The 19,514-nt window shown below is 63.6% G+C and carries 14 protein-coding genes; 1 reads left to right on the forward strand and 13 read right to left on the reverse strand.

Features of this window, described 5'->3' with window-relative positions; all coding sequences use genetic code 11:
• Positions 1–109: 109 nt before the first annotated feature.
• Positions 110–2,911, reverse strand: a complete 2,802-nt coding sequence (gene secA / locus PCA20602_RS03475) for a preprotein translocase subunit SecA (protein ID WP_150719943.1) — start codon at positions 2,909–2,911, stop codon at positions 110–112.
• Between the two features lie 304 nt (positions 2,912–3,215).
• Here secA and PCA20602_RS03480 point away from each other — a divergent pair, with 304 nt between their 5' ends.
• Positions 3,216–3,683, forward strand: coding sequence for a DciA family protein (locus tag PCA20602_RS03480; RefSeq protein WP_170836184.1), 468 nt, complete (start codon positions 3,216–3,218; stop codon positions 3,681–3,683).
• A 228-nt stretch (positions 3,684–3,911) separates the two neighbouring features.
• On the opposite strand, the gene lpxC is transcribed toward PCA20602_RS03480, so the two are convergent.
• From lpxC to PCA20602_RS03540, 12 genes are all read right to left on the reverse strand, one after another.
• A complete protein-coding gene (lpxC, locus tag PCA20602_RS03485; RefSeq protein WP_150719945.1) occupies positions 3,912–4,826 on the reverse strand; it encodes a UDP-3-O-acyl-N-acetylglucosamine deacetylase in 915 nt (304 codons plus the stop codon).
• Positions 4,827–5,382: 556 nt separating this feature from the next.
• Positions 5,383–6,573: a cell division protein FtsZ gene (gene ftsZ / locus PCA20602_RS03490; protein ID WP_150719946.1), complete on the reverse strand. Its 1,191-nt coding sequence runs from the start codon at positions 6,571–6,573 to the stop codon at positions 5,383–5,385.
• A gap of 128 nt (positions 6,574–6,701) precedes the next feature.
• Complete coding sequence (gene ftsA, locus PCA20602_RS03495) at positions 6,702–7,934, reverse strand: cell division protein FtsA (protein ID WP_150719947.1); 1,233 nt, start codon at positions 7,932–7,934, stop codon at positions 6,702–6,704.
• A gap of 22 nt (positions 7,935–7,956) precedes the next feature.
• A complete protein-coding gene (locus PCA20602_RS03500) occupies positions 7,957–8,790 on the reverse strand; it encodes a cell division protein FtsQ/DivIB (protein WP_150719948.1) in 834 nt (277 codons plus the stop codon).
• Between the two features lie 60 nt (positions 8,791–8,850).
• Positions 8,851–9,834, reverse strand: coding sequence for a D-alanine--D-alanine ligase (locus PCA20602_RS03505; protein WP_150719949.1), 984 nt, complete (start codon positions 9,832–9,834; stop codon positions 8,851–8,853).
• 1 nt (position 9,835) lies between these two features.
• On the reverse strand, positions 9,836–11,245 hold the full coding sequence (gene murC / locus PCA20602_RS03510) for a UDP-N-acetylmuramate--L-alanine ligase (RefSeq protein ID WP_150719950.1): 1,410 nt from the start codon (positions 11,243–11,245) through the stop codon (positions 9,836–9,838).
• 1 nt (position 11,246) lies between these two features.
• Complete coding sequence (gene murG, locus PCA20602_RS03515; protein WP_174980749.1) at positions 11,247–12,350, reverse strand: undecaprenyldiphospho-muramoylpentapeptide beta-N-acetylglucosaminyltransferase; 1,104 nt, start codon at positions 12,348–12,350, stop codon at positions 11,247–11,249.
• Complete coding sequence (gene ftsW, locus PCA20602_RS03520; RefSeq protein ID WP_150719951.1) at positions 12,347–13,615, reverse strand: putative lipid II flippase FtsW; 1,269 nt, start codon at positions 13,613–13,615, stop codon at positions 12,347–12,349. Before ftsW ends, murG begins: the two co-directional genes overlap by 4 nt.
• A complete protein-coding gene (gene murD, locus PCA20602_RS03525) occupies positions 13,612–15,138 on the reverse strand; it encodes a UDP-N-acetylmuramoyl-L-alanine--D-glutamate ligase (RefSeq protein WP_150719952.1) in 1,527 nt (508 codons plus the stop codon). Before murD ends, ftsW begins: the two co-directional genes overlap by 4 nt.
• A gap of 202 nt (positions 15,139–15,340) precedes the next feature.
• Positions 15,341–16,510 carry a phospho-N-acetylmuramoyl-pentapeptide-transferase gene (gene mraY, locus PCA20602_RS03530; RefSeq protein WP_044457166.1) on the reverse strand — a complete coding sequence of 390 codons (1,170 nt, stop codon included), beginning with the start codon at positions 16,508–16,510 and terminating at the stop codon, positions 15,341–15,343.
• Positions 16,511–16,525: 15 nt separating this feature from the next.
• Positions 16,526–17,959, reverse strand: coding sequence for a UDP-N-acetylmuramoyl-tripeptide--D-alanyl-D-alanine ligase (locus PCA20602_RS03535; protein ID WP_246181995.1), 1,434 nt, complete (start codon positions 17,957–17,959; stop codon positions 16,526–16,528).
• Positions 17,956–19,494, reverse strand: a complete 1,539-nt coding sequence (locus tag PCA20602_RS03540) for a UDP-N-acetylmuramoyl-L-alanyl-D-glutamate--2,6-diaminopimelate ligase (protein ID WP_150720029.1) — start codon at positions 19,492–19,494, stop codon at positions 17,956–17,958. Before PCA20602_RS03540 ends, PCA20602_RS03535 begins: the two co-directional genes overlap by 4 nt.
• Between the last annotated feature and the right edge of the window lie 20 nt (positions 19,495–19,514).

Genomic DNA, 19,514 nt, shown 5'->3' on the forward strand with positions numbered 1-19,514 from the left:
TCGACTGGATTGCGAAATGTCGTGAAACGCTGCAAAACGCTTCGAAAACCGGCGCTATAAACGACGCGGCGCCGATCATAAGTCGGCGCCGCATCGATCACTTCACATCTTAAGACAGTTTGCCGTGGCAGTGCTTGAATTTCTTGCCACTGCCGCACGGGCACGGGTCGTTACGTCCGACCTTCGGCAGGAAGTCGCCGCCTGCGGCACCGGCAGCTGCCGCAGCCTGCCCGAGCGCCGCGACCACCGGGCGACCGGCGTCCTCGTCGACCTCGCCTTCGCCGCCCACGGTTTCCAGCTCATCGTGCTTGAACTCGATGTTGACCAGACCGCCGGCGTTGTCGTCGAGCGATGATTCCGTCGCCTGCTCAAGCTCTTCCTGCGACTGGATGCGCACGTTCATGATGACGCGCGTGACTTCCAGCTTGATGGTCTCGAGCAACTGCGCGAACAGTTCGAACGCTTCGCGCTTGTATTCCTGCTTCGGATTCTTCTGTGCGTAGCCGCGCAGATGGATACCCTGACGCAGGTGATCCAGCGCCGCCAGATGCTCGCGCCAGTTCGAATCCACGCTTTGCAGCATGACCGAGCGCTCGAAACCGGAGAACGACTCGCGTCCGACCAGCTCGACCTTCGCGTTGTACGACGCTTCGGCCGCGTCCATCACTTCCTTGAGGATGTCCTCGTCGTCGATCTCTTCCGTGCCTTCGATGCGCGATTGCAGCGGCAGGTCGAGCTGCCACTCTTCGCGCAGCGTCGTCTCCAGCCCCTTCAGATCCCACTGCTCTTCCACCGTACCGGCCGGCACGTAGTTGCGCACGATATCTTCGAACACGCTTTGACGCATGCCCGCGATCGTTTCCGAGACGTCCTGCGCTTCGAGCAGTTCGTTACGTTGCTGATAGATCACCTTGCGCTGATCGTTGGCAACGTCGTCGTACTCCAGCAGTTGCTTACGCACGTCGAAGTTACGGGCTTCGACCTTGCGCTGCGCCGACTCGATCGAGCGCGTGACGATACCGGCTTCGATGGCTTCGCCTTCCGGCATCTTCAGGCGATCCATGATCGCGCGAACGCGGTCGCCGGCGAAAATGCGCAGCAGGGGATCTTCCAGCGACAGATAGAAGCGCGACGAACCCGGATCGCCCTGACGGCCCGAACGGCCGCGCAACTGGTTGTCGATACGACGCGACTCGTGACGCTCAGTGCCGATGATGTGCAGACCGCCAGCGGTCTTCACCTGCTCGTGCAGCCCTTGCCACTCGTCCTGCAATTGCTTGATGCGCGCTTCCTTGTCGGCCTCGGCCAGCGACTCGTCGGCTTCGATGAAGCTCGATTGCTTCTCGACATTGCCGCCCAGCACGATGTCGGTACCGCGACCGGCCATGTTGGTCGCGATGGTGATCACGCCCGGACGACCGGCCTGCGCCACGATCTCGGCTTCGCGCTGGTGCTGCTTGGCGTTGAGCACCTGGTGCGGCAGCTTTTCGCGCGTGAGCAGTTGCGAGAGATATTCGGACGTTTCGATCGAGGTCGTGCCCACCAGCACCGGCTGGCCACGCTCCACGCATTCGCGGATGTCCTTGATGACCGCGTCGTATTTTTCCTTGGCCGTCTTGTAGATCTGATCCTGACGGTCGATGCGCTTGGGCACACGGTTCGTCGGGATCACCACCGTCTCGAGACGGTAGATTTCGTTGAATTCGAACGCTTCGGTATCTGCCGTACCCGTCATGCCCGAGAGCTTGGCGTACATACGGAAGTAGTTCTGGAACGTGATCGAGGCGAGCGTCTGGTTCTCGTGCTGGATCTTGACGTGTTCCTTCGCTTCCACGGCCTGATGCAGGCCTTCGGACCAGCGACGGCCGGCCATCAGACGACCGGTGAATTCGTCGACGATGACGATCTCGTCGTTCTGCACCACGTAGTGCTGGTCCTTGTGGAACAGCGTGTGCGCGCGCAGTGCGGCGTACACGTGGTGCATCAGCGTGATGTTCTGCGGTGCGTAGAGGCTGTCGCCCTCGGCGATCATGCCCCACTCGGCGAGCAGTTGCTCGGCCTTCTCGTGGCCGCGCTCGGTCAGGAAGACCTGACGGCCCTTCTCGTCGAGCGTGTAGTCGCCCGGCACTTCGACACCCGTCCCGTCGGCCTTCTCTTCACCGATCTGACGCTCCAGCATCGCCGGAAGGCGATCCATCTTTACGTACAGCTCGGTGTGATCTTCGGCCTGCCCCGAGATGATCAGCGGCGTACGCGCTTCGTCGATCAGGATCGAGTCCACTTCGTCGACGATGGCGTAATTGAGCGTGCGTTGTACCCGCTGATCGGTCTCGTAGACCATGTTGTCACGCAGGTAGTCGAAGCCGAACTCGTTGTTCGTACCGTACGTGATGTCCGCGGCGTAGGCAGACTGCTTCTGGTCATGCGGCATCTGCGACAGGTTGATACCCACCGACAGGCCGAGGAAGTTGTACAGCCGCGCCATCCACTCGGCGTCGCGCTGCGCCAGGTAATCGTTGACGGTCACGACGTGCACGCCCTTGCCCGAGAGCGCGTTCAGATAGGCGGGCAGCGTGGCGACGAGCGTCTTGCCCTCGCCCGTGCGCATTTCGGCGATCTTGCCGTAGTGCAGCACCATACCGCCGATGAGCTGAACGTCGAAGTGGCGCATCTTGAGCACGCGCTTGCCCGCCTCACGGCAGACGGCAAAGGCTTCGACGAGCAACGAATCCACGCTCGCCCCCTGGGCGATACGTTGCTTGAATTCCTCGGTCTTGCCGCGCAGTTGCTCATCGCTCAGCTGGGCGATCTGCGGCTCGAGGGCGTTGATCGCCGCGACGGTTTTCTGGTACTGCTTGATGAGCCGCTGGTTGCGGCTGCCAAATACTTTTTTAAGAAGACCGGGAATCATCGGATCACTGGTTAGGGCGGCAAATGTCGTTCGCAATCGCGCGGTCGGTCGACGGACGAATCCCTCACCCCGGAGCCGTGCCCCATGAGTGACGATCCGCCCGCGGCGTCTGCGCGCTGCGGGTCACCGTGTTTGGCACTCTGGCCGCACGCCGGTTCGATACCTGTACTGAAAAATGGATTCTAGCATGCTGTCGTGGCACGCCCCGGCGGCGCCCGACCTCGACAAACCGGTGTTTTCGGAAGCCGGCGGGAGGCGACGCCCGATCGCGGGGTAAAATATGCGGCGACCTCTGTCTCATCATATGAAACGACCCAAAGCGCCCCGCGTTGCCCGCCCTCTGACCGACCTGCTGTCCGCATCCGACGGTGCCGGTTCGCTGCTGGTCGCCGCCGAACAACTCGGACGGCTGGAGCGCGACGTCCATGCGCTGTTGCCCGCCGCACTTTCCAGCAGTGTCAGGCTTGCGCCGCCGCGCGAAGGGGCACTGGTCTTTCTCGTGTCAAATAATGCGCTCGCCGCCCGCCTGCGTCAGCAGACCCCATCGCTGATCGAGGGGCTCGCCACGCGCGGATGGCTCATCCGGACTATCAGGATTCGCGTGAGCATTGCCGCGCCTGAGCCACAGAAGCCGCCCAAGGAGGCGCATCTGTCCCGACAAGGGCTCGTGAGCCTGCGTGATCTGCGCGATTCGCTGGAGCCATCCCCGCTTCGCGACGCCCTCGCCCGCCTCGTCGCGCGCCACTCTTACGGCGGTACGCGCAAGCCCTGATCCCCGGATCGCGCCATCCATTGCTAACGCCCGGTCTCATCCGGCGGATCATCGAAGACGATGACCGGCACTGTCCGCGAACGCCGAATTAACGTCGATATCGCCGAACCGCTTTTTCGGACGCCGATATCTCTCGTGCGTCAAATAAAAAAGCGCCGGATGACCGGCGCTTTCTTTTTGTTACATCCGCGTCGCCTTCGATCAGGCGTTCCGCAGCATTTGCGTAACTTACGCGAACTGCGTCTGCGGTTCGAACTGGAAGCCGCGCGGTGCGTCTTCCGCACGCTCGAACGTCACGATCTCGTAGGCTTTCTGCGCGAGAAGCTCGCGCAGCAACTGGTTGTTCAGACCGTGCCCCGACTTGTAAGCCGTGTAGGACGCCAGCAACGAGTGCCCGATGACGTACAGATCGCCGATGGCGTCGAGCATCTTGTGTTTCACAAACTCGTCGTCGTAGCGCAGGCCGTCGTTATTCAGGATGCGGTACTCGTCGAGCACGATCGCATTGTCCATGCTGCCGCCGCGTGCCAGCCCCAGTTCACGCAGCATTTCGACTTCGTGAGCGAAACCGAACGTACGCGCCCGCGCAATTTCCTTCGCGTAGGACGTATCGGCGAAATCGATCTCGAGCGCCTGGCCCGTGCGATCGACTGCCGGATGACGGAAGTCGATGGTGAACTTGAGCTTGAAGCCGTCGTACGGCTCGAGACGCGCCAGCTTGTCGCCGTCGCGAATCTCGACAGGCTTCGTCACACGGATGAATTTCTTGGCCGCAGGCTGCTCTTCGATGCCTGCCGACTGGATCAGGAAGACGAACGTCGCTGCGCTGCCGTCCATGATCGGAATCTCTTCGGCCGTCACGTCGACATACAGATTGTCGATACCCAGCCCTGCGCATGCCGACATCAGGTGTTCCACCGTGGACACCCGCGCACCATCCTTCTGCAACACCGACGCGAGACGCGTGTCGCCGATCGCCATCGCCGACGCCGGAATCTCCACAGGAGGATTCAGATCGGTACGGCAGAAGACGATGCCCGTGTCGGGCGGCGCCGGACGCAGTGACAACTCGACCTTGCGACCGGAGTGCAAGCCGATGCCGACTGTCTTGGCGATGGATTTGAGTGTGCGCTGCTTAAGCATGCTATTTATTAAAACTATCAGACGCTAGGGATCATAGATCGAATTATATCAGATCGGCGCCTTCGTCGCTGTGCCACAAACACAACGCTTCGTTACTAAACATTCCGGATGTTGCCCCATCGGTCTGTCTCCGCCTATACCGCGATACGAAATAACCTATTCGCGAAAAAAGCATTTTCCATCTTAGACGTCAGGCCAGAGACCTGCGCGTCGAATCTTGTTCGGGGCACCCCGGCCGCCGCGACGGAGGCAAGCCGCAGCAGTCGGGGGACAGATCCGCGAGACCGGGTCCGGGATCACGAACGCTTACCCGTAGCGCCCGTCATCTGTGATGCATCGATACCTCTTGCGACTCTGGTTGTCGCAGCCACAAGGCATCTACGCACATCACAACCTTGCCGTATCGTCGTTCCGGACTCGTACCGAGGCACGCCTTCCCCACGCCACAAGGCATGGTAGGGGGAGCGACGGCGAATCCTCACGACGACCTGCGTAGGTCTCGCGATTCCCAAGGTGCAGCGGCGCCGAGCACTGGCACTCGGCCCGCGCAACCCTGTCAGTCGGCTTGCTTGCGCAGGAAGGCCGGAATGTCGTACGTGTCGACACCCTTTTCCTGCAACGCTGCAACGTGCGAAGCTGCGGTCTCGCGCGTGCTGCGCCACACGGCCGGCGTATCGAGCGCGCCGTAGTCCGTACCGGCGGCCTGACCGACGTTCGGCACGTGACCGGTCGCGATCGGCATGTTGTCGGTACCGGTCTTGAGCAGCGTCATCGGTGCAGCAGCCTTCTTGGCCACAGCACGGCCGAGGCCCGTTGCGACGACGGTCACGCGCAGTGCATCGCCCATATTGTCGTCGTATACGGCACCGAAAATCACGGTCGCGTCTTCGGCGGCGTAGCTCTTGATGGTGTTCATCACTTCACGCGTTTCCGACAGACGCAGCGAACGCGATGACGTGATGTTGACCAGCACGCCACGTGCGCCCGACAGGTCCACGCCTTCGAGCAGCGGGCTTGCCACGGCTTGCTCTGCGGCCAGGCGCGCACGATCGACACCCGCCACCGTAGCCGTACCCATCATCGCCTTGCCCTGCTCGCCCATCACCGTCTTCACGTCTTCAAAGTCGACGTTCACGAGACCGTCGACGTTGATGATTTCGGCGATGCCGGCCACAGCGTTATGCAGCACGTCGTCGGCGCACTGGAAGCACTTGTCCATTTCCGCATCGTCGCCCATGACTTCGAACAGCTTGTCATTGAGCACGACGATCAGCGAATCGACGTTGTCTTCCAGTTCCTGCGCGCCCGTCTCGGCCACACGCATACGCTTGCCGCCTTCGAACTCGAACGGCTTCGACACCACGCCGACGGTCAGAATGCCCATTTCCTTGGCGATCTGCGCCACGATCGGTGCTGCGCCCGTGCCCGTACCGCCCCCCATGCCGGCGGTGATGAACACCATGTGCGCGCCACGCAGGGCGTCGGTCACGCGCTCACGCGCTTCATCAGCGGCAGCACGGCCCATTTCCGGCTTCGCGCCAGCACCCAGACCGGTCTTGCCGAGCTGGATGTTCACGCTGGCCTGCGAGCGGGCCAGGGCCTGAGCGTCGGTGTTCATGGCGATGAATTCCACGCCTTGCACACCACGGTTGATCATGTGCTGGACAGCATTGCCGCCAGCGCCACCAACACCCACCACCTTGATGATGGTGCCGTTGGTTTCCGTTTCCAACATTTCAAAGTTCATAGCGCCTCCAGTGAATTAAAAGCAGATCCGGTACTGCGGGTCACATGCGGCTCGGGTAAGCCGCGCATGTTTTCAACACCAGATCCACACCCCTCAAAAACTCATCAAAACGACTTTTCAAAACCACGTCAGAAATTGCTGAAGAACCAGTCACGCATACGCGTCCAGACCTGATTCGCCTGCCCCGACTGCACGGCGACCTTACGGCCGCGCATGCGCTGGGAACGTCCTTCGAGCAGCAGCCCCATCGCCGTGGCGTAGCGCGGGCTGCGCACCACGTCGGCAAGACCGCCTGCGTACTCCGGCACACCGATGCGCACCGGCTTGAGGAAGATGTCCTCCCCCAGCTCGACCATGCCCGGCATCATTGCCGCGCCGCCGGTGAGCACGATGCCCGAGGACAGCAATTCTTCGTATCCCGACTCGCGCACCACCTGCTGCACGAGCGAGAACAATTCTTCGACGCGCGGCTCGATCACCGCCGCCAGCGCCTGACGCGACAGCGTGCGCGGACCGCGCTCGCCGAGTCCCGGCACTTCGATCATTTCGTCCGGATCGGCCAGTGACTGCTTGGCGATACCGTGCTGAATCTTGATGTCTTCTGCGTCCGGCGTCGGCGTGCGAACCGCCATGGCGATGTCGCTCGTGATCTGGTCGCCCGCGATCGGAATCACGGCCGTATGACGGATCGCCCCCTCGCTGAAGATCGCGATATCGGTCGTGCCGCCGCCGATGTCGATCAGCACCACGCCCAGTTCCTTTTCGTCTTCCGTGAGTACCGCGATGCTCGATGCGAGCGGTTGCAGGATCAGATCGTTCACTTCGAGGCCACAACGGCGCACGCACTTCACGATGTTCTGCGCAGCCGACACGGCGCCGGTCACGATATGCACCTTCACTTCGAGACGGATGCCGCTCATGCCGATCGGCTCGCGCACATCTTCCTGACCGTCGATGATGAATTCCTGCGTGAGGATGTGCAGCACCTGCTGGTCGGTCGGGATGTTGATCGCCTTGGCCGTCTCGATGACGCGCGCCACATCGGCCTGCGTCACTTCCTTGTCCTTGATCGCCACCATGCCGCTCGAATTGAAGCTGCGGATATGGCTGCCGGCGATCCCGGTGAAGACGTTGGTGATCTTGCAGTCGGCCATCAGCTCGGCTTCTTCGAGCGCACGCTGAATGGACTGCACCGTGGCCTCGATGTTCACCACGACGCCCTTTTTCAGGCCGCGCGATTCACTCTGGCCGAGGCCGATCACTTCATAGCGGCCTTCAGGGCGCAGCTCGGCCACCACCGCCACGACTTTCGACGTGCCGATATCGAGGGCGACCAACAGATCCTTGTAATCTTTGCTCATAGCGTGTGTAAGTCCTGAAGTCTCACTGGCTTCGCTTTACCGGCGCGGCAGGTTTCGCTGCCGGCTTCTGCGAATCCCGCTTTTGCACGGGTGTCGCGGCTAGCTTCTTGGCCTGTTCTTCGCTCAAGAAACGCATGCCCGCGGCACGCACTGCAAAACCGTTCGGGTACCGCAGATCGGCATACTCGATCTGATTCCCCCAGCGTGCCGCTACCTGCGGATACGCCTGTACGAAGCGTCGGCTGCGCGTGGCGAGGGTCTCGGGGTTTCGTTCCCGTCCCAGCGCCAGTTGCACGCCCCCTGCGAGTCGCACGCCCCAGGCGTAACGATTCGACAGCGTGACCGCCTCGGGTTTCATATTCAGCGGCGCGAACCACTTCACGAAGTCGTAGTACCGCGCCGTTACATCCTTCTCGCTGCCCGGCGGCCCCGCGAACTCCGGCAGCTTGCCCTCGTCCTCGGCTTCCGCCAGGTTGGCGGCGAACAGTTCGCCGTCCACACTCACCAGACGGCCGTCGTTCCACGTGGCCAGCGGTTTGTATTCCTCGATCGTCACGGCGAGCTGGTTCGGCCAGACCCGGCGCACGCTCGCATGACGCACCCAGGGCACCGCCTCGAACGCCGCTCGCGTGGCATCCAGATCGATCGTGAAGAAATTGCCCTTCAGTCGCGAGACCGCATTCGCGCGCAAGGTCGGACCGTTGATGTGCGACACATCCCCATCGATCTGAATGGCCTTGAGCGTGAAGATCGGACGCTGAATCAGCCAATGCCCGCCCGCCGCGAGCGCCGCCAGCACGACGAGTGCGACGAGCGCACTCGCGATGGCGTTGAGCAGGCGTACGTTGTGCCACATGGCGATTTGCTTTCCGTATCAGGGCGTTCTTCAACGCGTTCAATGTTGTGCTCGGTTTATTTACTCGGGCTTCCACTGCGCGTTCGGATGCAGATCGAGCGTCGCAGTTGCCAGAATTTCAACCACCAGGTCTTCGTAGGACAGGCCCGCCGCACGCGCCGAAATCGGCACCAGCGAGTGACCGGTCATGCCCGGCGACGTATTGATCTCCAACAGGTACGGCTTGTTGTCGCGCTTGCGCAGCATCACGTCGGCACGGGCCCAGCCACGGCAGCCCAGCACGAGGTAGGCGCGCAACACGAGGCGCTGCACTTCCTCTTGCAGGGATACCGACAACGGCGGCGGGCACTCGTAGCGCGTGTCGTCCTTGAAATACTTGTTCTGGTAGTCGTAGTTCGCGTCCGGTGCGACGATACGGATCACCGGCAACGAACGGGCGGCATTCGCGCCCCTGGTGCCCATACCGAGCACCGGCACGGTCAGCTCGTCGCCATCGATGAATTCTTCGGCGAGCACGTCCGGATCGAGCGCTACCGCCTTCTCGAACGCCGCCTTCAGTTGCGACGCTTCCGTGACCTTCGTCAAACCGATGGTCGAGCCTTCGCGCGACGGCTTGACGATGAGCGGCAGACCGAGATCGCGCGCGACGGCGTCGAAATCGGTGTCGGCGTGCAGCATCGCGAAGCGCGGCGTCGGCAGCCCTTCGTTGATCCAGATGCGCTTGGTCATCTCCTTGTCCATCGCCAGCGCGGAAGCCAACACGCCACTGCCGGTGTAAGGAATGCCCAGATGCTCCAGCGCGCCTTGCATCGTGCCGTCTTCGCCATAACGGCCATGCAGCGCGATGAACACGCGATCGAACTTCTGCGCGGCAAGCGCCGCGAGGTCGTGCATGCCGGTATCGAACGCGTGTGCGTCCACGCCGCGCGAGCGCAGCGCGTCGAGCACGCCGTTGCCCGAAATCAGCGAGATCTGACGCTCGGCCGAGCGCCCGCCCATCAGGACGCCAACCTTGCCGAAACGTTTCGGATCGAAAGCACTCACGTCAAACTCCTTGCTGAACTTGCAACTTGCCGGGCACCGCGCCGATGGAGCCGGCACCCATGGTGATCACAACGTCACCCGCACGGGCGACTTGCAGAATGGCGTCGGGCAATTGCGCAACGTCTTCCACGAAAACCGGTTCGACCTTGCCGGCCACGCGCAGTGCGCGCGACAGTGCACGACCGTCGGCCGCCACGATGGGCGCCTCGCCGGCCGAATAGACTTCGCCGAGCACCACGGCGTCCGCATCCGAGAGCACTTTCACGAAGTCCTCGAAGCAATCGCGCGTGCGCGTGTAGCGATGCGGCTGGAAGGCCAGCACGATGCGACGTCCCGGGAACGCGCCACGCGCCGCTGCAAGCGTTGCCGCCATCTCGACCGGGTGATGACCGTAGTCGTCGATCAGCGTGAACGTGCCCGCACCGCTTGCCTTCGGCAGGGCGATCTCGCCATACCGCTGAAAACGTCGACCTACGCCGTTAAATTCCGCCAGCGCCTGCGCGATCGCGGCATCCGGCACTTCGAGTTCGGTCGCAATCGCAATCGCGGCCAGCGCGTTGCGCACGTTGTGCTCGCCCGGCAGATTGAGCGTGATGTCGAGCGGCGCGGCGCCCGCGCCGAACTGGCGCAGCACCGTGAAGCGCATCTGACCGGCATCGGCGCGCACGTCGATGGCTCGCACCTGTGCGTCTTCCGACAGGCCGTAACGCACGATCGGCTTCGAGACGAACGGCAGAATCTCGCGCACGTTCGGATCGTCCACGCACAACACGGCGATCCCGTAGAACGGCAGACGCTGCGTGAACGCCACGAACGACTGCTTCAGGCGGGCGAAATCATGCCCGTACGTATCCATGTGATCCGCATCGATGTTCGTAATGACTTCGATGACCGGATTCAGGTTCAGGAACGAGGCGTCCGATTCGTCTGCCTCGACCACGATGAAATCGCCCGTGCCCAGTTTGGCGTTCGCACCGGCACTGTTCAGTCGGCCGCCGATCACGAACGTCGGATCGAGCCCGCCCTGTGCCAGCACGCTGGCGACGAGACTCGTCGTGGTCGTCTTGCCGTGCGTTCCCGCAATGGCCACGCCCTGCTTCAGACGCATGAGCTCCGCGAGCATCAGCGCACGGGGCACGATCGGAATCTGACGGGCACGGCCCGCGAGCACTTCCGGGTTATCTGCCGTGATGGCGGTGGACACAACGATGGCGTCCGCGCCTTCGATGTTTCCTGCGGCATGGCCGCGTGCGATGCGCGCGCCAAGGCTGGCGAGGCGTTGCGTCACCGCGTTGTCGCCGAGATCGGAGCCGCTCACCTGATATCCCAGGTTGAGCAACACCTCGGCAATGCCGCTCATGCCCGAGCCGCCAATGCCGACGAAGTGAATATGTTTGACGATGTGTTTCATTTCAATCCTTGGCCAGAGCCGCGCACACGCGCGCCACTTGTTCGGTGGCGTCCGGCTTGGCGAGCGCCCTGGCTTTCTCTCCCATCGCGAGCAGCGATTCGCGCGTCTGACGGCGCAGCCACTCGGCCAGGGTCTCGACCGACAGCTCGCGCTGATCGATCAGCGTTGCCGCGCCCTTGTCGGCGAGGAAACGCGCATTCGTGGTCTGGTGGTCGTCGACCGCATGCGGGAACGGCACGAACAGCGCCGCCACACCCGCCGCAGCCACTTCGGCCACCGTCATCGCACCCGCCCGGCAGATCACCAGATCCGCCCCGGCATAAGCCGCGACCATGTTGTCGATGAACGGCACCGCTTCGACCGTCACCCCCGCTGCGGCGTAATTCGCCTGCAACGTCTGAATATGTTTGACGCCCGCCTGATGCGTGACCTGCGGACGCTCCTCGCGCGGCAACTTCGCCAGCGCCTTCGGCACGATCTCGTTGAGTACCGTGGCGCCCAGGCTCCCGCCGACGACCAGAATGCGCAGCGCACCGGTACGCGCGTTGTAGCGCTCGGCCGGCGACGCCATCTCGTCGAAGTCCGCACGAATCGGATTGCCGACCCACTCGCCCCCCGCAATGGTGTCGGGGAACGCCAGCAGTACCTTGTCCGCCACGCGGGCGAGCACCTTGTTCGCCATGCCGGCGACCGAGTTCTGTTCGTGCAGCACCAGCGGACGCCCCAGCAGCGACGCCATCATCCCCGCCGGGAACGTGATGTAGCCGCCCATGCCTAGCACCACGTTCGGCTTGGCACGACGCACGGCGCCAAGGCTCTGCCAGAACGCGCGCAGCAGATTGAGCGGCAGCAGCAGCTTCGTGAGCAGCCCCTTGCCACGCAGCCCGCCGAACTTCACGAACTCCATCGGAATGTCGTACTTCGGCACGAGCGTCGCTTCCATGCCGGTCGGATTACCGAGCCAGACCACGCGCCAACCCTGCACGCGCAGGAAGTTGGCGACCGCGAGCCCCGGGAAGACGTGACCGCCCGTGCCGCCGGCCATGACCAGCAGCGTGCGTGTCTTCGTTTCCGGTGCCGGCATCGCGGTAGCGCGCTCGGTCATACTTTTCCTCCCCGCATCAGCACGCGGTTTTCGTAATCCACCCGCAGCAGGATCGCCACGGCAATACAGTTGAGCAAGATGCCCGAGCCGCCGTAGCTCACCAGCGGCAACGTCAGCCCCTTGGTCGGCAGCAGGCCCAGATTCACGCCCATGTTGATGAAGGTCTGCGCCCCGAGCCACACGCCAACGCCTTTGGCCAGCAGCCCGGCAAACGTGCGTTCGAGCGCCAGTGCCTGACGTCCGATTTCGAACGCGCGACGCACCAGCCAGTAGAACAGCAGGATGACGACCAGCACGCCGACGAAGCCGAACTCCTCGCCGATCACCGCGAGGATGAAGTCGGTATGCGCTTCAGGCAGGTAATGCAGCTTTTCGATGCTGCCGCCGAGTCCGACACCGGTCCATTCGCCGCGTCCGAACGCAATGAGCGAGTGCGTCAACTGATAGGCCTTGCCCAGCGCGTAGTCTTCGCGCCATGGATCGAGGTACGCGAAAATCCGCTCGCGTCGCCACGGTGACAGCCAGATCAGCAGCGCGAACGTGCCGACCGCCGTGAGCGCCAGCCCGCCGAAGAGTCGACCGTTCACGCCCCCGAGGAACAGAATGCCCATCGCGATGGCCGCCACGACCATGAACGCGCCCATGTCCGGTTCGAGCAGCAGCAACATGCCGACGAACACCACGGCGATCCCCATCGGCAGGAAGCCCTTGCCGAAGCTCTGCATGAATTCCTGCTTGCGCACGGTGTAGTTCGCGGCGTACAGCGTGACCGCGAGCTTCATGATTTCCGACGGCTGAAGGTTGAGCACGCCGAACGGAATCCAGCGCTTCGAGCCGTTCACGCCCTTGCCCACGTGCGGGATCAGCACGATCACCAGCAGCAGCAACGCCAGCAGGAAGAGCTTGGGCGCGAGCCGGTCCATCGTCTTGACCGGAATCCGGAACGTGATGATGGCCGCGACCAGACCGATCGTCAGCGACACGATGTGACGGCCGAGGAAGTGGTACGTCGAATAGCCGCTGTACTTGGGCGAGTCCGGCAGCGCGACCGACGCCGAATACACCATGATCAGGCCGAGCGACAGCAACGAGATCACCACCCACACGAGAGCGTGATCGTATTCGAGCATGCGTGAGCGCGTCGGCTTGATGCTGCCGAGCGTGCGGCTCGCGGCCGTCGTCGCGGCGCCCGGCGTGGTGGCCTTGCCGGCGCCGGCGAAACCGGCCTGACGCTTCTTGCTGAAGAACGACTTGATACGGTTCATAGCATCACCCCCGCGTCGGCGGCCAGATCAACCACGGTGTCGCGAAACACTTGTGCGCGATGTTCGTAGTTGCGGAACATGTCGAAGCTCGCGCAGGCCGGCGAGAGCAGCACGGCGTCGCCGGGCTGCGCCAGACGTGCGGCTTCGCGCGTGGCGTCTTCGAGCGTCGGGGCGTCGATCAGATCGACGCCCGAATCCGTCAGCGCTTCACGCAACAACGGCGCGTCGCGGCCGATCAGCAGCACGGCGCGCGCATGATGGGCGACGGGATTGGCCAGCGGCAAGAAATCCTGCCCCTTGCCGTCGCCACCGACGATCAGGACCAGCGTCTTCTCCAGCCCGGTGATCGCCGCGACCGTGGCCCCGACGTTCGTGCCCTTGCTGTCGTCGTAGAACTCGACTTCGTTGATCGTGGCGATGAGCTGCACGCGGTGCGGCTCGCCCGGGTATTCGCGCAGACCGTGCAGCAGCTTGGCGAGCGGCAGATCGATCGCACGGGCGAGTGCGAGCGCCGCCAGAGCGTTCACTGCGTTGTGCTGGCCACGAATGCGCAGCGCGTCGGCCGGCATCAGGCGCTTGCCCAGCACCTCGACCGTCGCTTCCGGCGTGCCTGCCTTGCGACGCTTCGGGGCGGGCGGCGCGTCGTCGCGCGTGTAGCCCTCGACCAGCCACGACATGCCCCCTTCCATCTCGAGGCCGAAGTCGCCGACGGCGTCGGGCTTGCCCGTGCCGAAGGTCACGACATTGGCCTCGGGCGATGCGAAGGCGATCACGCGCGCATCGTCGCGATTGAGCACACGCACCGTGTTCTCACCGAAAATGCGCGCCTTGGCGTTGGCATAGGCGTCCATGTCGCCATGCCAGTCCAGATGGTCTTGCGTGATATTGAGAATCGCTGCGGCGTCGGGCGCGAGAGAATGCGTCGTCTCCAACTGGAAGCTGGAGAGTTCGAGCACCCAGACGTCGGGCAGTGTGGCATCGGTAATGCACTCGCTCAGACGGTCGAGCGCCGACGGGCTGATATTGCCCGCCACGGCCGTGCGTTTGCCGGCGCGTCGGCACAGCAGGCCCGTCAGGCTGGTGGTCGTGGTCTTGCCGTTGGTGCCGGTAATCGCGAGCACCTTCGGCGCGTAGCCGCTCGTCGTCTGCATGTGACGCAGCGCCTGCGCGAAGAACTCGATCTCGCCCCACACCGGAATGCCGCGCTCGGCGGCAACGGCCAGCAGCGCCGCCACATCGGGCGCGAGCGGCGACAACCCCGGGCTGATACCGATGAGTTCGATATCGGCGAGCAACGTGTCGATCTGGTCGGCGAGCGGGCCACCCACGAACTCGGCCTGCGGCGCATCGATGCGCAACGTCACAAGGTTCGGCGGTGTATCCGACGAAGCAAAACGCGTGTCGGCCGCCCGGACTCGGCAGCCGTAACGCGCGCACCAACGCGCCATCGCCAGGCCGGACTCTCCCAGACCCAGGATCAGGACACGCGGTTGCCAGGATTCACCAAACTTCTCGCCGAACACGTCGCTCTTTCCTTTTTTGTCGATTCAAACAACCTACGAATGCATCGCTTCAATGACACCGATCTACTGCTATCGGCGCGAGCGGCCCTACCTTTAGTCCAACTTTGCGCGAAAGCGACTTCGCGGTGCGCGATGTCGCTCTCTGTCCATCTCTATCGACTTGCCGTTTGCCAGAACCTCGGCACCCCGGCACCTCGACATGTCAACGCAGTTTCAGCGTCGATAGCCCGATCAGCACCAGCATCAGCGTGATGATCCAGAAGCGGACCACCACCTGCGTTTCCTTCCATCCCGACAATTCGAAGTGGTGATGCAGCGGCGCCATCTTGAAAATGCGCCTTCCTTCACCAAACCGCTTCTTCGTGTACTTGAACCACGTGACTTGCAGCATCACCGAAATGGTCTCTGCAACGAACACGCCGCCCATCACGAACAGCACGACTTCCTGACGCACGATGACAGCCACGGTGCCAAGCGCGCCGCCAAGCGCCAGCGCGCCCACGTCGCCCATGAAGACCTGTGCCGGATGCGTGTTAAACCATAGGAACGCCAACCCCGCGCCCGACATCGCCGAACAGAACACGAGCAACTCGCCCGCGCCCGGTATGTGGGGAAACAGCAGGTACTTCGAGTACACGACGTTGCCCATCACGTAGGCGAACACGCCGAGCGCCGCGCCCACGAGCACGACCGGCATGATCACCAGGCCGTCGAGGCCGTCGGTGAGGTTAACGGCGTTGGACGAGCCTACGATGACAAAGTAGGTCAGCGCGATGAAGCCGAACACGCCCAGCGGGTAGCTCATCGTCTTGAAGAACGGCACGATGAAGTCCGCTTTCGGCGGCAGATCGAGCGGAAAGCCGTTGCGCACCCAACTGATGAACAGCTCGAAAACCTTCAGGTTGCTCGTCTCGGACACCGAGAACGCCAGATAAATCGCGGCGAACAAACCGATGATCGACTGCCAGAAATACTTTTCGCGCGACGACATGCCGCGCGGGTCCTTGTAGACGACCTTCCGGTAATCGTCGATCCAGCCGATGATGCCGAAGCCCAGCGTCACCAGCAGCACGATCCAGATGAAACGGTTGCTCAGATCCGCCCAGAGCAGCGTCGCGACGGTAATGCCGATGAGAATCAGCACACCGCCCATCGTGGGCGTCCCCGACTTCACGAGGTGAGTCTGCGGTCCGTCGGTACGCACGGCCTGGCCCACCTTCATTTCGGCGAGCTTGCGAATGACCATCGGCCCGAACGAGAGCCCGATCACCAGCGCCGTGAGGCTTGCCATCACGGCCCGAAACGTCAGGTAGTTGAACACGCGCAAATAGCTCGCATCCGCTTGCAGCCATTGCGCCAACGTCAGCAACATTCCATCAATCCTTTATCACTTGGCCGGGGCGTCGCCGCCCCCGCTTTCCGTCGTCGCGCGCAACTGTTCCAGCACGCGCTCCATCCGCATGAAGCGGCTTCCCTTCACCAACACCGTGGCCGGTGCACTCAACGTGGCGTTCAACCTGCCCACGAGCGGCGCGACATCGGTCACATCCGAAAAATGTTCGCCGCCGTCGCCGAACGCAGCGACGCTGGCCGGCGTCTGTTCACCCAACGCCAGCAGACGATCGATACCGCGCTGTGCGGCGTATTCGCCCACCTCGCGATGGAATGCCGGGCCGTTGTCGCCGACTTCGCCCATATCGCCAAGCACCAGAACGCGCGGCGCAGGGGTTTGAGCGAGTACGTCGATCGCGGCCCGTACAGAATCGGGGTTCGCATTATAGGTGTCGTCGATCAACGTGACACCTGCGAGCGGTCCCTTCGAGAGCGTCGACACCTGGAGACGGCCTTTGACGGCCGAAAACGCCTCAAGTGCCCGCACGATCGAACCGATGTCGACATGCGCGCCCAATGCGCACGCAATCGCGGCCAGCGCGTTACGTGCGTTGTGTTCGCCGAGCAGCGGCAACGTGAGCGAAAACTCGCCGGCCGGCGACGTCACGCGCAGCACGCGCGTTGCCACGTCGTAGCGTCCAGAGACCGCAGCGCGCGCGTCGAGCGCGAAGTCCAGCACGCGACGCTTGCCCGCCACCTCACGCCACATCGGCGCGAATTCGCTCTCTGCGGGAAAGACCGCCACGCCGTCGGCACTCAGCGCCGCCAGCACGGCCGAATGCTCCTCGGCCACCGCCGCCACGCTCACCATGAATTCCTGATGTTCGCGCTGTGCGTTATTGATGACGGCCACCGTCGGCTGAGCGATCTTCGCGAGATACGCGGTTTCGCCCGGGTGGTTCATGCCGAGTTCGAGCACGGCCAGCTTGTCGCCATCCTTCAGACGGAACAGCGTGAGCGGCAGGCCGATATCGTTGTTGAAGTTGCCCGCGGTTGCCAGACGCGCATCCGCGCCCACCGCCTCGGCAAAAATCGCCGAGATCATTTCCTTGACGGTCGTCTTGCCGTTGCTGCCGGTCACGGCCACCACGGGAATCGCGAAGCGACGGCGCCATGCGCCCGCCAGTTGGCCCAGCGCGATGCGGGTATCCGGCACGATCAGCGCCGGCGTCTCGAAGCCTTCCGGCACACGGGTGGCCACCACGGCGGCAGCGCCCGCGCGCGCCACATCGGCCAGGAAATCGTGCGCATCGAAGCGCTCGCCCTTGAGCGCCACGAACAGATCGCCCGGCTGCACCGAGCGGCTATCGGTCACGATGCGCGTGAACGCCGTCGACGGCGCCCCGACCACTTGCGAGTCGGCCACGGCGGCGTTGGCGTCGCCGAGGTGCCACATCGGCGACATCATCGACGTCGGCGTCTGCGTCATTCGCCACCTCCGCGTACCGTAGTCGCGCGCGCTGCGAGTGCCAGACGTGCGTGTTCCTGATCGGAGAACGGCCGCTTCTTACCCATGATTTCCTGTGTACTTTCGTGACCCTTGCCCGCGATGAGCACGACGTCGGCCGGTTGCGCACCGCGCACCGCCTGAAGAATCGCACTGGCGCGGTCTTCGATGCGACGCGCCGCATCGGGCTGCGTCAGCCCGGCGGCGATCTGCGCCATGATCTCGGCCGGCACCTCGGTGCGCGGGTTGTCGCTCGTGAGCACGATCGCGTCTGCCAGACGCTCGGCTACCGTGCCCATCTGCGGACGCTTGCCAGCATCCCGATCGCCACCGCAACCGAACACGCAGACGAGCTTGCCGCCACGCGCCTCGGTCACCGGCCGCAGCGCGGCAAGCGTCTTGTCGAGTGCATCGGGCGTATGCGCGTAGTCGATCACGACCAGCGGCTGCCCCGGCTGTCCGATCTGTTCCATCCGACCGGAGACGGGCGCGAGCGTTGCGAGTCCTGCGATCGCGGCGTCCTGCGCCACACCGGCGGCCAGCGCCGCACCCAGCACCGCCAGCGCGTTGCTGATGTTGAACTCACCGATCAACGGCACCGTGACTTGCTGACTCTGGTCGTCGATGTGCAACGTGAAGCGCGTACCGGCAGTGGTCGCCCGAATCTCTTCGGCACGCAACACGCGGTTGCCATGCTTCGACGTGGCGATGCCGTGAATGCCGTACTCGAAGACCGGCGTCTTCCCGGCCAGACGTGCGAGCAGGCGTTGTCCCATCGCGTCGTCACGATTGATCACGGCAGCCTTCAGCCCCGGCCAATCGAACAGACGCGTTTTCGCGGCCTCGTACTCGGCCATCGTGCCGTGGTAGTCGAGGTGGTCCTGCGTCAGATTGGTGAACACGGCGACGTCGAACGTTACCCCGTTGACGCGGCCCTGATACAAACCGTGCGACGACACTTCCATCGCGACCGCCGCAGCGCCTTGCGCGCGCAGATCGTCGAGGCTGCGTTGCAACTGAACGGCATCCGGCGTCGTGAAGCCCGTCACCGTGAGATGACCCGGGAAACCGCTGCCCAGCGTGCCGATCACGGCGCTACGGACGCTCGTCTTCGTCAGCAATTGCGCCAGCCACTGGCTGCACGACGTCTTGCCGTTGGTGCCCGTCACGCCCAGCATCGTCATGCCGACGCTCGGCTCGCCGTACCACAGCGCCGCCAGCGGACCGGCAAGCCAGTCGAGACGCGGCACGCCGAATTGGGGCACGTTGGCGAGGCTGGTCAGTTGCGCCGGCCACGTAAAGTCGTCGCTCTGCCAGAGCACGGCCGCGGCGCCACGTTCGACGGCATCGGCAATGAAACCGCGGCTGTCGGCACCTTTGACGGCGTACGCCATGAACACGTCGCCCGCCGTAACGCGACGGCTATCCGCATGCAGCGTGGCTCCCGCCGGCACCGTGCGGCGCAGCCAGTCCCACGCCTGCGCGAGCGTGGCGCGGTCGGTGGCATCGGCGATCATGGAGATCGTCACGGGATTAC

It is taken from the genome of Pandoraea capi (assembly GCF_902459735.1).
Classification (GTDB): domain Bacteria; phylum Pseudomonadota; class Gammaproteobacteria; order Burkholderiales; family Burkholderiaceae; genus Pandoraea; species Pandoraea capi.

Bases quoted from the DNA above. Each gene is read 5' to 3' on its own strand.
- secA (WP_150719943.1), bottom strand. From the start codon at position 2,911: ATGATTCCCGGTCTTCTTAAAAAAGTATTTGGCAGCCGCAACCAGCGG.
- PCA20602_RS03480 (WP_170836184.1), top strand. From the start codon at position 3,216: ATGAAACGACCCAAAGCGCCCCGCGTTGCCCGCCCTCTGACCGACCTG.
- lpxC (WP_150719945.1), bottom strand. From the start codon at position 4,826: ATGCTTAAGCAGCGCACACTCAAATCCATCGCCAAGACAGTCGGCATC.
- ftsZ (WP_150719946.1), bottom strand. From the start codon at position 6,573: ATGAACTTTGAAATGTTGGAAACGGAAACCAACGGCACCATCATCAAG.
- ftsA (WP_150719947.1), bottom strand. From the start codon at position 7,934: ATGAGCAAAGATTACAAGGATCTGTTGGTCGCCCTCGATATCGGCACG.
- PCA20602_RS03500 (WP_150719948.1), bottom strand. From the start codon at position 8,790: ATGTGGCACAACGTACGCCTGCTCAACGCCATCGCGAGTGCGCTCGTC.
- murC (WP_150719950.1), bottom strand. From the start codon at position 11,245: ATGAAACACATCGTCAAACATATTCACTTCGTCGGCATTGGCGGCTCG.
- murG (WP_174980749.1), bottom strand. From the start codon at position 12,350: ATGACCGAGCGCGCTACCGCGATGCCGGCACCGGAAACGAAGACACGC.
- ftsW (WP_150719951.1), bottom strand. From the start codon at position 13,615: ATGAACCGTATCAAGTCGTTCTTCAGCAAGAAGCGTCAGGCCGGTTTC.
- mraY (WP_044457166.1), bottom strand. From the start codon at position 16,510: ATGTTGCTGACGTTGGCGCAATGGCTGCAAGCGGATGCGAGCTATTTG.
- PCA20602_RS03535 (WP_246181995.1), bottom strand. From the start codon at position 17,959: ATGACGCAGACGCCGACGTCGATGATGTCGCCGATGTGGCACCTCGGC.
- PCA20602_RS03540 (WP_150720029.1), bottom strand. From the start codon at position 19,494: ATGATCGCCGATGCCACCGACCGCGCCACGCTCGCGCAGGCGTGGGAC.